This is a genomic window from Cytophagaceae bacterium ABcell3 (assembly GCA_030913385.1).
Classification (GTDB): Bacteria; Bacteroidota; Bacteroidia; order Cytophagales; family Cytophagaceae; genus ABcell3.
Genome location: CP133159.1, coordinates 3,350,065 through 3,364,814, shown reverse-complemented (window position 1 = coordinate 3,364,814; position 14,750 = coordinate 3,350,065). Strand labels below are relative to the sequence as shown.

Sequence of the window (14,750 nt, the reverse complement as noted above, 5' to 3'; positions counted from 1 at the left end):
GATTGTAAATGTAAAACTACATTATCCTCTTTTTTTTACTTTCATTAATAAGCCATTTTTAGGTCTTAAAGTAATTAAAGCTTCTGGGGTGGCGTTGTCATTGATATTTTCAAACTCAAACTCTTGGAGTAATTTAAACAGTGAAAACAATATCTCCATTTTTGCCAGTTCAACACCAATACAAAGTCTTGGGCCTCCTCCAAAAGGAAAGTAGGCATATTTTGGCCTATCACTTGTTTCCTCAAACCTTTCCGGTATGAACTTGTCTGGCTGGCTCCACCAAGCAGGGTTTACGTGTAGACCATGGACAGGAATATACAGCTGTGCGCCTTTGGGAATTTTATAACCATCAATAGTATCATCCTCCAAGGCCTCTCTTCCTAAAAACCAAGCTGGGGGAAAAATCCGTAAAGATTCGTTCATGCATGCACTGAGGTAACGCATTTCTTTCATGGCTTCCAAACCGTTAAGTCCTCGTTTTAGTATGCTACAGATTTCTTCACGTGCTTTTTCTTCTTTGTCGCGGTTTTGGTTGAAAAGGTATAAAGTCCATGTCATGGCATTGGAGCTAGTCTCAGAGCCAGCCAAGAACAAGGTAATCACCTCGTCACGCAATTGCTCATCACTCATGCCTTCTCCTGTATCTTCGTCTCTGGCGTCCATGAGCATCTGAAGAAGGTCGTTATAGCTGTTTTCTTTAGAACTTCTTCTCTTAGAAATAATGTCTTCTATTATTTTAAACAAAGCATCACGTCCTTTGATAAACCGGCGGTTATTGGGCGTTGGAATCCAGAGAGGGATTAACAAAGGGACTTTGATCATATTGCTGGCGCAATGGTTTACCTCACCAACCCAGTGTACAACATCTTCTTCCTTATTGCTGATGTCCGTTCCGAACAAAAGTCTTGAAGTAATCCTGGTGGTGAGCTTCATCATCTCATCCGCAATGTTGATTACCGCCTGACCAGCTTTCATATTTTCCTGCCACTGCGTGGAAAGCTCTTTCGTAATATCCTGTATAGAGTCTGTAAATCCAGCCAGCACCTTGCGGTGAAAAGCTGGTTGGGCAATCCTACGCTGCCTTTTCCAGAACTCACCTTCGTTGGTCAATAAACCGTTTCCCAGTAGCCGTTTAACTGCCAAATAAGATTTGCTTTTAATATAATTGCGATTGTTTTTTACCAGTACATGCTCTATAAAATCTGGATTAGTCAAAATATAGGTCGCAACTCCTGGGAAAAAACCAACGTCAACCATGTCATTGTGCTTAAGCGTTCTTGACGCAAAAAATTTCAGCGGGTCTTTGCCCATTTCAATCCAGTTGAATGGAAAGCGGTCTGTTTTTAATATCTTTTTATCCATATAAGAATTCTTTCTAGAAAAAACTATTGTAAAGTAACAATTCCAAATCAGGAGTACAAAGATTTTTTCTGGTGAAATTTTGAAAGGGCAGTGGGTGCAATATTTTAAATTAGGTTGTTTTAAAATGTGTTGACTTATAAAAGGTTAAGTTAATGGTTCTTGTAATGCGGTTAGGTTTTATTTGTCGTTCAAGGCGGTACTTTGTTCTTTAAAGGGTGTATATGTGTAGGTTTATAAAAAAAATGATTACTTTCGTACAATAAACCTAATTTTTATGAAATTTAGCATTACCACACTTTTAATTCTTTTGTGCTTTCACTTTAGCTGTTATTCCCAAAACTGGGATCTCTTTGTGAAAAACCAGAATAGCTTTTATCAACAGCAATACGGTGATTCTGCTATTGTTGAAAATTTCCTAGCTGATTCGTCAGTCAACATAGATGGTATTAGTTATTTGTACTTTAACACTGTTTCAGAATTTTCTCCAGGGTGCAGGGATAGTATTAGGAATTTTATTCATGTCTATAACTATAACTTTTTTAATCTTACAAAAATAGATAGTTTAGTGACTATTAATGATTCTGTTTTTTTTGTAATGGATACTACAGAAGATGTTGACTCCTTTTTGTTTATGCCTAACAGTAAAGTAGGGGATAAGTGGGAAACAAATGGTTTACATATAGAATGTACTAGTGCGTCTATGGGTGAGGTATTAGGCTTACAGGATTCTGTCAAAACCTTTTTATGCAGTAGCAGTGACAGATACGAAGGTATTGAGTTTAAACTTTCCAAATCACATGGACTTGTTCAATTTTTACCTTTTAATGAATTTTTAACAAATAGCAACTCTGACCTTCCCCCTTATTATGAACTGATTGGATTTTCTAGAGATGGTATCCAAAAAGGGTATCAACAGCCAGGCTTTGAGGATTATTTTACCTTGCGAGAAGGTGATGTATTGCTATGGCGGCACTATTTAAATAGATTTGGACGAGAAATAACCACTTATTCCAGAGATTCTATTGTTTCTACATATACTTCATCCGATACTATTAAATATAATATAATCAGGACTACGTATGATAACAACGGTTCAATAACTGGTACCAAAGATACTAGCACAACTTTTTTAAAGGTAGACGAAGGAAAGATCCTGAGCAATAACACTAGCTGGTTTGGGCTAAAATATGACAAAATTGAAGCCTGGGGCATTTACTTTTTTGATCCTCTTTATATTGAAGTCCAAGGTGAAGACACGGTTACTTTTGCATCATACTTAACTCCTGGACCTTATATTGACACAGCAAACTGCTCTCTTAATGTGATATTTGACATTGGGTATCGAGCGACATTTTCTACGCATAAAGGAATGATCTTTAGGGGAAGTTCTGCTTGGGGAGAGCATTCCACAACTTTAATTGGCTCTGTTATTGATAATGAGATTAGTGGCGTAATGGATATTCCAACTAGTGTGAGGGAAGCATCGCCAGCACCAGAGCATTTTGTTTATCCAAACCCTGTAAATGATTTTCTATATATTGTGGCTGAAGGTATTGCCAATGTCCATGTTTATACTGTCTCTGGAAATCTTGTTCTTTCAGAAGAGGGTGGTGATAAGATTAATGTAGCACACCTGAAGCCAGGGTTATATATAGTAAAACTAATTGATGTCCACCATCGTGAGTCTATTATCAAGATCTTGAAGGAGTAAAAATAGTTTGTTAGCAACTTGTTTCTTTGATTTAGACAATTTAAAGGGTTTTTAGTATTAAAAGCCCTTTTTTTATCACTCTTTCAAAGTGAATTCATCATGTAAACTTCATGTTCTTAAAATAAAAAGGAGGTTTGTATGGTAGAAAATGTTTGTGGTAAAGAAAGGCTGATTAGGGCCATTGTTGGACTTGTGTTATTAATTGTAGGTTTTGTGGTAATGCAGGCCTTGGGCTTAATCATTGGACTGCTTGGGGCTTATTCCTTGCTTACATCTATAATGTCCACTTGTCCGGTCAACCATTTGATCGGTAGGAACTCCTGTGCCGTGACAGGGCAGAGGCGGTAAGTGTGCGGTTTTATCATTTAAACCTGCATTAGAACTTTCTATTGCGTGGCAAAATAACTTCAAATCAGACGCTTTGCTCGCATTTGGTTATTAACCATAGAACCACTATGCTTTGTAAACCAAATACGCTGATTTTTTGTTTTTTGTCCCTCATTACGAAATCTAATGCAAATCCAGTTAAAATATCGGGCTTCGGAATTCCTCTTCCGAAGTCCTTGTTGTTAAATCGCACGATGTAGTAGAAATAGTGACAAAATTTATACCAATTTGCTTTTAAAGTATTAGATGAAGCATTATTTTAATACTTAAAGTAATCGCTAATTTATTTTAGAAGAAAAAAATACTCGGGCAATGAAAGCAAAAGGTCTATTTCCATCTCTATTTCTACTGGTTTTGTTTTGTGCTTTTGTTAATAAAGCGCCTTTTCAGTCTATGGACGAACCTTGGAAGGAAAGTCAGCTCATGCCACCGTCTGAACTGAACCAGATTATTAAAGAAGAGAAGCCTCTTGAAACCTATATTTTCAACATCGGGCCTTCTGGGAGCATAAAACAGTCTATATACATAGGGGAAACACAGGAGGAAAGCAGTCTAAAAAAACTTGAAAAGGAGGTAAGGGGACTTTCTAAAGATGCTGATATTGTCATTTATTGTGGTTGCTGCCCTTTTAAAGACTGCCCGAATGTGCGACCAGCTTTTTCTTTGCTGAACGATTTAGGTTTTACAGATCACAAGCTTCTGGATCTACCACAAAACCTAAAAGTAGATTGGATAGACAAAGGTTATCCAATGGAGTGAAATTGATTTTTTAGGTTTGGTGGTGGTTGGTGGGGGCACCAACCACGGAAAAAGAAACACTCAGCTTGTACAGAAAATAAAGGAGGGAAGCTCCATTATGTTTTAAGCTTAATGATGCCCAGTCTGTGCATACCTTTCATGATCATATATCCAAAATCAATCTCATACCATTTCACTGCATTATTAGGTCTCGAAGGATATTTATGGTGATTATTGTGATATGCTTCTCCCCAGAATACTAAATCGACAGGAAGGATATTTTTGGAAGTATTATTCATTTTGAAATTCACGTATCCGTAAACGTGCGCCCACCAGTTTATGGCCACTCCCTGGATAGGCCCCATAGCAAAGTGGACCGGCAGGAAAAGAAACATCCACCAATCTGTTGCAAACCATACATAAAGTCCTGTGTATATGGCTGCCCATATCAACCTTGAAACCCAGTTGTGGGCTATTTTATCAAAAGCATCCCAACTTGGCAGTCCTTTTGTAAATTTTTTATCAACAGGTGTTTTGCCCTTATAGATATTAATATAATTGTTACGTGTCTGCCACATCATCAGCAAAGCATTTCCTGTATGTCGAGGAGAGTGAGGATCCTGTTCGGTATCTGTATATGCATGATGAAGGCGGTGCATTATTCCGTAAGCTCCGGCACTTATATAAGATGACCCTTGGCAAATAAAACAACCTATATAAAAAGCTTTTTCCCAGCCTCTTGACATGGAAAAAATGTTATGAGCCGCATAGCGGTGATGAAAAACAGATTGAAAAAATAACGAACTATACCAGTGTACAATTAATAAAATAGCTATTCCCATTCTTTAAATTTATAAAAAATTTATGATTTAGACGATATACTCCTTTTTTAATTAATATAATAAGCTAATAGCTTTCAAAAATGTTTCCTGTAGAACATTTCTGTTTTCTGTAAAACTTAGGTGGGAAAACTATCTGACGGTATTTATAATATTATATTCGTTAAAGTTGTTGATGCCAATGCTATAAAATATAAATTTGCATGAATAGAACTTTACTGCTGCTTATGCAAGCCTCTTTACCAATTCAATCAAAATATCTTAATTTTTTAGGACCGGAAGAGAAGGAGCTGTTGTTTGCTCAGGCAGCACAGCTACACGCAAAAAAAGGTGATGCCATTATTGTTCCCGGAAAACCTGTTAAAGATGTCTTTTATATTCAGAAAGGTATTGTTCGTTTGTATATGACCGATGAAGGAGGCAGGGAAATAAATACCCACTTGGCTTGGGAGGGGATGTTTATAACTTCTTTGTATAGCCTGATTAACAATAAACCTTCCGATGAGTCATTAATGGCAGTGACTGATTGTGAGCTTTTGCACTTTCCTTATAGTTTTATATCTAGTATGTTTGACAGATACCCTAAGGTGGAACGTTTGGCTAAGATGCTTGTTGAAGAGGCTTTTTCATGTCAGTTTGAAAGGATAAGGATGATGCAGGCTATGACAGCCAAAAAACGTTATTCCCATTTAATGGAAAGTATGCCTAATGAAGTTTTCTTGAAGGTCCCCATGCAGGACATAGCCTCTTATCTTGGTATTGCTCCCGGCTCTTTAAGCAGGATCAGAAATGAATTTTCTTAACATTTGTGAAGTAGTTTCTAGTTCTTTATCCTGATTTTTACAGAAAACAGGAACATGAAGAAAATACTTATAATACAAGGACACCCTGACAAAGAAAGTTATTGCTATGCGCTTGCCAAAGCATACCGTCAGGGTGCGGAAGCTTCCGGCTCTGAGGTAAGGGTTATCAATACCGGAGAGCTTGACTTTAATCCTAACCTGGCTATGGGCTACAGAAAAAGAACAAATCTGGAACCTTGCTTGGAAAAGGCTCAAAGAGATATTTTATGGGCTGAGCATATTGTTGTAGTTTACCCTGTATGGTGGGGAATGGCTCCGGCTGTGCTCAAAGGTTTCCTGGACAGGGTGTTTTTGCCCGGGTTTGCATTCAACAAAAGACCCAATTCACTATGGTGGGATAAGTTGCTGAAAGGAAGAACAGCAAGAATTATCACCACTATGGACCAACCAACCCTTTATTACCGGCTGGTGTATGGTAGACCATCTACTAGGGCCATAAAAAACCTTACCCTTGAATTCTGTGGCATCAAACCTGTAAAGACCACAAGCATTGGCCCGATACGGATGTCCAGTGATCGTTTTCGTGAGAAATGGCTTGAGAAAATTGAAACCTTGGGTAGGAAAATGGACTGAAAAAGACTTGTGTTGGTGGGCTACAGGAGCTTCACTGGATTGTCCGATATTTCTGTAGAGCCGATTTTTTATCGGCTTACCTATTTGTCTGTCGCTATAGCTATGGTTTTGTTTAAACCTGAAATACGCAATAGAAAGTTCTAATGCATATTCCAGGTGTTGTGGCTAAACTTCCTCACTCCAGAATGGGAAATCTGGGAAACACAGCATTTCAGGAAACCTAAATTCTTTAAAACCTGAAAGTGTTGTATCCCTTAGTTTTTTTACATTTTCTTGCACTTTTCTTCTTTCATCGGAGGTGAAGTTTCCGCACAGTTCAAGGTATTCAGCGAAATAATAAATAGAGTTCAGCGAACACAGTAGTTGGGCTATGTCCGGTATCATAAATGAAATGTGTAGACGGCAAAGGACCTCATCCATTAAACCAGGAGAAAAGTCAAAAGTATTTAGTTTTTTACTTTCTGGTGCAGCTGCTAATAGGTACTGCCCGATATGGAAGGAGGAAAAAAGAGCGGTTGTAAGGGGCAATTGATATTTTTCATGTAAATAACGGGCAAAGTTATATGAGACCCCTGTCGCGAAACTTGTATAGTCTTCTGATTTTTTGTTAAGTCTTTTAGGCCATTCCTTAAATGGTTTATGAAAATTGGCAAAGTTCGCTTTCCATATTGTTTCATCTAGTTTTAGTCCGAATGACTCATCGATGTCTTTTATAAAGCTTTTTACGCCATTGTCTGAATACACCGGATGAAGGTATGATGGTAACAAGCAAAAAAATGCCTTGACTGATAAAGATTCGCAATAGAAAAGATCGTTATTATTAATAACCGTTGGTAGAGTGCTTTTGATCAGGTCAGACGCCAATTCATCTAGACCGACAGCAAGTAACAATCCTGATACTTCTTCCAGTTGATCAAAATACTCGTCTGGGTCATTTTTTATATTGGTCAGATATTTTGGTATTTTTTCAAACTCTTTACAGGAAATGAGATACATAATTACTTCAGTATCATAAAATCCTGCATTTTGACTGTAGATATTAGGGTGTTTTGTTCTTAGTAAGTCAAGAAATTCGATGTATTCTTTTGTTCGGTTTTCTTCCCTGTACTGCTCCCCTAGGTCATAAGCTACCTCCAGTTCCAGATATTCAGCAAGTTGAGGGTATGCTTCCAAGAAACCTTCTACATGGCTTCTCATTTCATCCAGGTCTTCTAAATTGTCATAGTGTTCATACCACTCATTTACAAGTAGATTTTCCTCTTCGCTGAGATCCGGATCCTGGTAAACCTCTGCATCTTCACCCTCAGATGGCTCTGGAAAAGAGTCATTTTCTATAAATAATGGTTTTTCCTTTTTGACAGGCTGACTTTTTTCAATTTCTTTTTTTAGATCAGAAGCCTCACAGCATTTTTTATACTTTTTGCCACTGCCACATGGACATGGCTCGTTTCTTCCTATTTTAGACATCTTTAAACAATTTATTTCTCTTAATGATGAACTTTAAGAATCCTATTTGTAGATAAGGTTAAACCTGAAATCTAATGCATAATCCAGATTAAATATATGTAAAGTTACAGATATTGCCTTATATTAATATTAATAGTGCAGAAAATAAACTCCGTCACTTTCTCCGTGTCGGAGTTATTCCGGCATCTGTTGAGAGTTCGCAGAAGGGTATTATAACAAAGGACGGATATTATAAAATTATGATTTTAATGCCGATTTTTTATTGGTATGGCTAAGGTATGAGTGAAACATAGTGTTAGAAACTAACAGTTAAACTTGCGGTAAGCTCCAAACTGGTAAGAGCCGAAAAGTAGACAAAAAGAACAGCTCCATAATCATCAGTGCAGTAGCTACTAACCATCATAAATACCCGTCAGCGTCCAAAAGACCTGACGGCGTATTAGACTGGCAGACACTGGTAACTGCCTATTATTTTGATTACCCCCCCGTAAATCAACCAACACAGCTTACCTCAAACAGATTGCCGCGGCATTGTTTTATAAGAAGATAAAACCTTAAAATTTCATACCAAGAACTTTAGCAACTACTACCTTGCGCCTCGCAATGACGGTTAATTTTTGGTTTTCTGCCAATTAAAATCCTTGATTAACTTCCCCTGAAAAACAAAAACAACCGCCCTTGCCTGACCCGTTCCGGCATCTGTCAAAAGTTGGCAGAAAAGTGGTTTTTCAAAAGACGTATTCTATGGATACTGCATTCTACGGATACTGCTACTTGCCAACAGACCCTGCAACGGGTGCGGGGAGAGAGCAAAAGGTTTTATTTCTGCTTTAGTTTATCGTAGCAAATCATTTTATCTACTTTTCGCCTGTTGTTGGTGAAAACACCAACAACAGGGAGGTAAGAGCCGAAAAGTAGACAAAAAGAACAGCTCCATAATCATCAGTGCAGTAGCTACTAACCATCATAAAATACCCGTCAGCGTCCAAAAGACCTGACGGCGTATTAGACTGGCAGACACTGGTAACTGCCTATTATTTTGATTACCCCCCCGTAAATCAACCAACACAGCTTACCTCAAACAGATTGCCGCGGCATTGTTTTATAAGAAGATAAAACCTTAAAATTTCATACCAAGAACTTTAGCAACTACTACCTTACGCCTCGCAATGACGGTTAATTTTTGGTTTTCTGCCAATTAAAATCCTTGATTAACTTCCCCTGAAAAACAAAAACAACCGCCCTTGCCTGACCCGTTCCGACATCTGAGCAGGGGAGGTTTGTCTGGAGAGTTACCAAAATTGAATTCAGAAGTGATGATAGCACAATAGCAGAAAAAGGGTCAGTTTTTGAAAATAGGGTGGTGCTTGGCTCCAAACGTGTTAAATAAAACCCTGTATTTAACTTCTTTATGCAATAAAGTAAGTATCGCTTTATTTATTCCCTTTCAGTTCTTAATTTTAAACCTGCAAATATCCTGAACTGACAGGGTATTTTCACTTAAACTGATTAACCTAATTAACTATCACTGATGCCGGAGTTTTCTTTTCAAAAGCAATTCCCTCTGGGAAAAGATACCACTAAATACAAGCTGATTAGCAAGGATTTCGTATCCACTGTCGAAGTTGAAGGCCGTAAGATATTAAAAGTAGATCCTAAGGGGTTAGAATTGCTTGCAGAACAAGCGATGACGGATGTTTCGTTTTACCTTCGTTCCTCTCATCTGGAAAAGCTTTCTAAAATTCTGGATGATCCGGAAGCCACCGATAATGACCGTTTTGTTGCTCATACCCTTCTTAAAAATGCGGTGGTTGCCAAGGATGGGAGGCTTCCCTCTTGTCAGGATACCGGAACAGCTATTGTTATGGGCAAAAAAGGGGAAAACGTATGGACTGGGGGAGATGATGATGAGTGGCTCTCCAAAGGAGTTTATAATTCCTACCAACAGCGCAATCTAAGGTATTCACAGATGGTTCCTGTTGCGATGTTTGATGAAAAAAACACCGGAACCAACCTGCCTGCTCAAATAGATTTATATGCGGAGAAAGGGAACGAATACAAATTTTTATTCCTCGCCAAGGGGGGAGGATCTGCCAATAAAACCTTTTTATATCAGCAAACTAAAGCCCTGCTAAACGAAGAAAGTTTAACTCAGTTTGTCCGTACTAAGATTAAAGACCTTGGTACTTCGGCTTGTCCTCCGTATCACCTGGCTTTTGTAATTGGTGGGACTTCTGCTGAGGCGACTTTAAAAGCAGTTAAAATGGCTTCTGCAGGATATTATGACGATCTGCCGACCACAGGAAATGAGGGCGGACAGGCTTTTCGTGATTTGGAGTGGGAGAAAAAAATCCAGCGTATTTGTGAGGAAAGTACTATTGGTGCTCAATTTGGCGGGAAATATCTGACTCATGATGTAAGGGTAATTCGTTTGCCGCGCCACGCTGCTTCTTGTCCGGTAGGAATGGGAGTTAGCTGTTCGGCAGATAGAAACATTAAAGGAAAAATTACAGAAGAAGGCATTTTTCTGGAGCAACTGGAAACCAGTCCGGAGCGCTTCCTGCCTGCTGTGGCACCTCAGTTAGAGAAGCCGGTGGATGTAGATCTGAACCGTCCGATGGCAGAGATATTGAAACAGCTTTCTCAATATCCGATTAAAACCCGTTTGATGTTGAGAGGTACGCTGATTGTTGCCCGTGATGTAGCCCATGCCAAGCTGAAAGAAATGCTGGATGCCGGTAAGCCCATGCCTGAGTACTTTAAGAATCATCCTGTTTATTATGCTGGGCCGGCAAAAACCCCGGAAGGAATGCCTTCAGGAAGTTTTGGTCCTACCACAGCTGGACGTATGGATAGCTATGTAGACCTTTTCCAGAGTCATGGTGGATCAATGATTATGTTGGCAAAAGGTAATAGGTCTGCACAAGTAAGAGAAGCCTGCAAAAATCATGGCGGTTTTTATTTAGGATCCATCGGTGGACCAGCAGCAATACTGGCCAAAGAAAATATCAAGTCTGTAGAACTGGTTGATTTCCCTGAATTAGGAATGGAAGCCATTCGTAAGATTGAAGTTGTTGACTTCCCTGCTTTCATCATTTGTGATGATAAGGGGAACGATTTTTTCGCCAATCTGTAAAGAGGGTCCAGAGTGGGGTTGGCAGCAACTCCACTCTGGGTTGCCCTTAAAAATATAATCTCAGATCCCATTATTGCTTAGTTTCCAAATGCTATCTTTGTGAAGGCGTACACATATGCCAAGATCAATCAGCAAATCTTTAACGGTCTTTAACAACAGAGCAGGGGGGCGGTCTTTGTTTTTTCAAGCTGGCCTAAGCGCATATAGAACCAACATTGTCTTATGAGAGCTGGAAATTTTCTTTAACTATAGGAAAAAAAATTTGGCCCTATGTGGAATACTGTGGGTAATTGAATTTCAATTTAGAGGAAATAAAGTAAATCATGTTGATAAAATTTGTAATATTCCGATATCCACGAGCTCTTCTTTTAGCTAGTTGTATTTTGCTGTTAATCCCTTCCATGACACCATTGGCAATCTGGGACTCGACATAATTGGTAATTCCTTGCCAGTGGGACTTTATTGTGTTTACAAACTTCTTGAAGGCATACAAGCCTTCCTCTTCAACAAGGTCACACCAGTAAGCCAAGAAAGCAGAGCCCTCTTCTTTTGTTTTAAACTCCCAAAAGCTCTGAAATAAGGTCTTTAACCGATAAGCCTTCCCAATAGTTGGTAACAGTTCAATAAGTACCTGCCGGTCCTGCTTCTGTTTAGCGCTAAGTTTGTGTGTGGACTTTAATAGCGTGTATTTGTGTCCTTTAAGTATTGAGTGTTCTCGGACTTCTCGCTTACGTACATCGTCCATAGCTTCATTAAGCAGTTTGACTACATGAAATTTATCAAATGTTACCGAGGTGTTAGGAAAATGTTCGAGCATGCCTGCGATAAAACCTGTAGACATATCAATGCATGCGTCGGTAATTGACAGATGTTCAACACCCTTTGCTTTTAAATGGTCTTTAATTCTTCCGATAGTGTGCCGATCCTTGCCTGGAGTAACATGAATCACACGGCGAGTAGCCAAATCTGCTGCTACGGTCACATAATCATGTCCTTTTCTTACAGAAGTCTCATCAATACCCAATTGGGTCACCGAGCTTTGATCATCTGCCCGATAGGCAATTTGTATCCAGTAGTTAAATATATTCCATATGCGCTGTGGGTACTCATTCACTAAATCAGCTGCTTTGTTCACGGGCATCTCTCGCTCAATCAAAGCCATGCTAAAAGCCTCAAACAACAAAGTAAAACCACTTCCTTTTCTAGCCCACGGCACTTCCACGGTTTTTACCTTTCCATCCGTTGTTTTGATTCGAGGGACTTTGCAATGAAGATAACATTCATGTTCAAAAAAATTGAGGTGACGCCAAGTCCTATATTGAGTATCATGAACTTTACTTTCTGGTTCAAATACGAAACCACGCTCAAAGCTAATGGTTATATGAAGTTCTTGTTTACCATTGGATGCTTCCTGAAACCTAACATCGGTTACCGACCAAGGCTTTGTTAACTGCAAAGCCAATTGAAATATTTCGATACTGTTCATTTTGTAAAAATAACTACATTATATCACCTTTCCACAGTAAATCATATAGACCCAAAAATTTGAGTATCTTAATCAAACAAGTGAACTAATTTAAGGAGGAAAAGGAAATCAAGAGTCTAATGATCGCATTATAGGGTTAGTGAAAAGATCGCCGTAGGGATAGGTATATAATTGACTCAAGCCAACCAATCTTTACATTATGTTAAATAGGGTTTGGTTAAATAATTTACTTTAGAGAGGGGCCAGTTAGACTAAGACAAATATCTCTGTGTATGGCTTTATTTTAAATAAGAATTCAGGAGCTTGGGTATAATAAGAAGCGATATGGTATTTGGCATCGGAAAAGGAGTTTCATAATTCTGGTAATTCTTAAATTCTGAGAATTCTGATTCAGACATTAGGCAATAAACAATGGACAAACATTGCAGCTCTCGTACTAACAGATCTTTCGCTCCTCAAGATGACATTCTTTTTTAACTTTTATGTGGCAGTGTCATCATTAGAAATGCTTTACCAATAGTCTCTAAGGTATTCAAATTTTTTCGCTTGACTGTTGGCAGTCTTCATTCTGGTAATTCTTTCATTCTGAGAATTCTGGTTCAGACAATAATTATACATTTGTTACATAATGTGCTGCGTTATGTTAATATAGCTTAGGGACTGGGCAGGATAAAGTTTAAGTTTTTAAGGGGGGCTTTTAAAGGAGATCCAGATGCACTTATGCTATAGCTTTGGTTTTGCCAAAGCCTTGTATAGCTATGGGATGTGTGTAGGTGTTTTGGTAGGCAGGATGCTTGTGCTGGTATTTTTATTAACTTCGCTTTTATTTTATACTTTTATGGATGATCAGAAAATGGTGATCTATGAGGTCTAAGCCGGAGCTAAGATATTCTGGATCTTCAGAAACTTAAATAACGCTGCATTCATACATGAAGATTAAAAGGTTTGATATATGGATATTGCTGGTAAAATAACAGCCATTGATGCCCTGAAGCAAGAAATTGATGCGCTGGGTGAACTGCCCGATGCGGTGCTGAACAAGATCAACTATAAATTTAGACTGGATTGGAATTTTTATTCCAACTCTATGGAAGGCAATACCCTTACCAAGTCCGAAACCCGAAGCATCATGATTGGTAATATTACCATAAGCGGTAAGCCCATCAAAGATGTGCTCGAGGTGAAAGGCCATGATGAGGTAATACAGCAAATCCTAAAAATAGGCAAAGGAGAGCTAAATATATCAGAAAAAGGGATAAAAGAAATGCACCGTGCCATCATGCATGAAGAAGATCCGAAGAAGAAAGCGCAGGTAGGAGCGTGGAAGAAGGAAGATAATGAAATCATCAATTATACCGGAGAAAAGTTTGCCTTCACTCCACCATCTCAGGTAAAGGAGGAGATGCATAACCTGATCAACTGGCTGAGTGCGGAAACGGATAAAATAAAGGTGAAAAAGCAGGATGCCATTCATCCTGCCATCTTGGCTTTTGAGTTTCACATACGCTACCTAACCATTCACCCTTTTTTTGACGGAAACGGCCGTACAGCCCGTATCCTGATGAACCTGATACTCATTTCTTATGGTTATCCTCCTGTAATTATTAATAGTGCAGACAAAAATGCGTATTACAAGTACCTGGTCGATGTGCAGGCTTATGATGCACCTAAAGGTTTTTATTATGACTTGATGCTCGGATTATTATATAGGTCGGTAGAGTTGGTGCATAAAGCGGTCAAAGGGGAAAGCATTGAAGAACCGGATGATTTGGATAAGGAAATTGCTTTACTAAAATCCAAAATTGATAAAAAGAGTGAAGTTGTTACTAAAAATGATGAAGTAGTAAAAAAATTATATGAAGAATCCTTAAAACCACTTTTTACGCTAGTTCATCAAAAACTTATAAAATTTAATGATTTATTTATAACTCATAAACACTCTTTTACAGTTAATAATGGAATGGACATAATGGTAAAGAAAGTTCTATAAATTATTTTGATCAGATTTTTAATCGCAATTATTTTTCTGCAGATCAAATTTCAGCTCTTTCACCAAAAGATGTTTCGGAATTTGCTTTATTGTACCAATGGAGGGATTATAAGAAAACAGGGGTAAGCTTAAATCTATTGGAGGTTCATATAACCGTAAATTTAAAGTACAAATCATTTTGTGTTTCTGGAGTTCCTT

Annotated in this window: 11 protein-coding genes; 7 read left to right on the top strand and 4 right to left on the bottom strand. The window is 38.4% G+C overall.

Annotated features, from left to right (window positions below; translation table 11 throughout):
• Positions 1–21: 21 nt before the first annotated feature.
• Positions 22–1,362: a cytochrome P450 gene (locus tag RCC89_13530; protein WMJ74179.1), complete on the bottom strand. Its 1,341-nt coding sequence runs from the start codon at positions 1,360–1,362 to the stop codon at positions 22–24.
• A gap of 274 nt (positions 1,363–1,636) precedes the next feature.
• Between RCC89_13530 and RCC89_13525 the strand changes: the two genes are divergently transcribed.
• The 3 genes from RCC89_13525 (at position 1,637) to RCC89_13515 (ending at position 4,219) form a co-directional block, all read left to right on the top strand.
• A complete protein-coding gene (locus RCC89_13525; GenBank protein ID WMJ74178.1) occupies positions 1,637–3,073 on the top strand; it encodes a T9SS type A sorting domain-containing protein in 1,437 nt (478 codons plus the stop codon).
• A gap of 138 nt (positions 3,074–3,211) precedes the next feature.
• Positions 3,212–3,421, top strand: coding sequence for a DUF2892 domain-containing protein (locus RCC89_13520; protein WMJ74177.1), 210 nt, complete (start codon positions 3,212–3,214; stop codon positions 3,419–3,421).
• A 351-nt stretch (positions 3,422–3,772) separates the two neighbouring features.
• Positions 3,773–4,219: a rhodanese-like domain-containing protein gene (locus RCC89_13515; GenBank protein WMJ74176.1), complete on the top strand. Its 447-nt coding sequence runs from the start codon at positions 3,773–3,775 to the stop codon at positions 4,217–4,219.
• A gap of 95 nt (positions 4,220–4,314) precedes the next feature.
• On the opposite strand, the gene RCC89_13510 is transcribed toward RCC89_13515, so the two are convergent.
• Positions 4,315–5,040: an acyl-CoA desaturase gene (locus RCC89_13510; GenBank protein WMJ74175.1), complete on the bottom strand. Its 726-nt coding sequence runs from the start codon at positions 5,038–5,040 to the stop codon at positions 4,315–4,317.
• A gap of 200 nt (positions 5,041–5,240) precedes the next feature.
• Here RCC89_13510 and RCC89_13505 point away from each other — a divergent pair, with 200 nt between their 5' ends.
• Entirely contained in the window at positions 5,241–5,840 is a 600-nt protein-coding gene (locus tag RCC89_13505) for a Crp/Fnr family transcriptional regulator (GenBank protein ID WMJ74174.1), read from the top strand.
• Positions 5,841–5,894: 54 nt separating this feature from the next.
• Positions 5,895–6,473, top strand: a complete 579-nt coding sequence (locus RCC89_13500; protein WMJ74173.1) for an NAD(P)H-dependent oxidoreductase — start codon at positions 5,895–5,897, stop codon at positions 6,471–6,473.
• Positions 6,474–6,638: 165 nt separating this feature from the next.
• Here RCC89_13500 and RCC89_13495 read toward each other — a convergent pair whose 3' ends face one another.
• Positions 6,639–7,940, bottom strand: a complete 1,302-nt coding sequence (locus RCC89_13495; protein WMJ74172.1) for an SEC-C metal-binding domain-containing protein — start codon at positions 7,938–7,940, stop codon at positions 6,639–6,641.
• Between the two features lie 1,531 nt (positions 7,941–9,471).
• Here RCC89_13495 and RCC89_13490 point away from each other — a divergent pair.
• Positions 9,472–11,076 (top strand): fumarate hydratase, encoded by a 1,605-nt coding sequence (locus tag RCC89_13490; protein WMJ74171.1) that lies wholly within the window; start codon positions 9,472–9,474, stop codon positions 11,074–11,076.
• Between the two features lie 268 nt (positions 11,077–11,344).
• Here the strand turns inward: RCC89_13490 and RCC89_13485 are convergent, their stop codons facing one another.
• On the bottom strand, positions 11,345–12,562 hold the full coding sequence (locus RCC89_13485) for an ISL3 family transposase (GenBank protein WMJ74170.1): 1,218 nt from the start codon (positions 12,560–12,562) through the stop codon (positions 11,345–11,347).
• Between the two features lie 952 nt (positions 12,563–13,514).
• Between RCC89_13485 and RCC89_13480 the strand changes: the two genes are divergently transcribed.
• Positions 13,515–14,552: a Fic family protein gene (locus tag RCC89_13480; GenBank protein WMJ74169.1), complete on the top strand. Its 1,038-nt coding sequence runs from the start codon at positions 13,515–13,517 to the stop codon at positions 14,550–14,552.
• The last annotated feature ends 198 nt before the right edge of the window (positions 14,553–14,750 follow it).

Bases quoted from the DNA above. Each gene is read 5' to 3' on its own strand.
- RCC89_13500 (WMJ74173.1), top strand. From the start codon at position 5,895: ATGAAGAAAATACTTATAATACAAGGACACCCTGACAAAGAAAGTTAT.
- RCC89_13530 (WMJ74179.1), bottom strand. From the start codon at position 1,362: ATGGATAAAAAGATATTAAAAACAGACCGCTTTCCATTCAACTGGATT.
- RCC89_13495 (WMJ74172.1), bottom strand. From the start codon at position 7,940: ATGTCTAAAATAGGAAGAAACGAGCCATGTCCATGTGGCAGTGGCAAA.
- RCC89_13515 (WMJ74176.1), top strand. From the start codon at position 3,773: ATGAAAGCAAAAGGTCTATTTCCATCTCTATTTCTACTGGTTTTGTTT.
- RCC89_13485 (WMJ74170.1), bottom strand. From the start codon at position 12,562: ATGAACAGTATCGAAATATTTCAATTGGCTTTGCAGTTAACAAAGCCT.
- RCC89_13490 (WMJ74171.1), top strand. From the start codon at position 9,472: ATGCCGGAGTTTTCTTTTCAAAAGCAATTCCCTCTGGGAAAAGATACC.
- RCC89_13525 (WMJ74178.1), top strand. From the start codon at position 1,637: ATGAAATTTAGCATTACCACACTTTTAATTCTTTTGTGCTTTCACTTT.
- RCC89_13510 (WMJ74175.1), bottom strand. From the start codon at position 5,040: ATGGGAATAGCTATTTTATTAATTGTACACTGGTATAGTTCGTTATTT.
- RCC89_13505 (WMJ74174.1), top strand. From the start codon at position 5,241: ATGAATAGAACTTTACTGCTGCTTATGCAAGCCTCTTTACCAATTCAA.
- RCC89_13520 (WMJ74177.1), top strand. From the start codon at position 3,212: ATGGTAGAAAATGTTTGTGGTAAAGAAAGGCTGATTAGGGCCATTGTT.
- RCC89_13480 (WMJ74169.1), top strand. From the start codon at position 13,515: ATGGATATTGCTGGTAAAATAACAGCCATTGATGCCCTGAAGCAAGAA.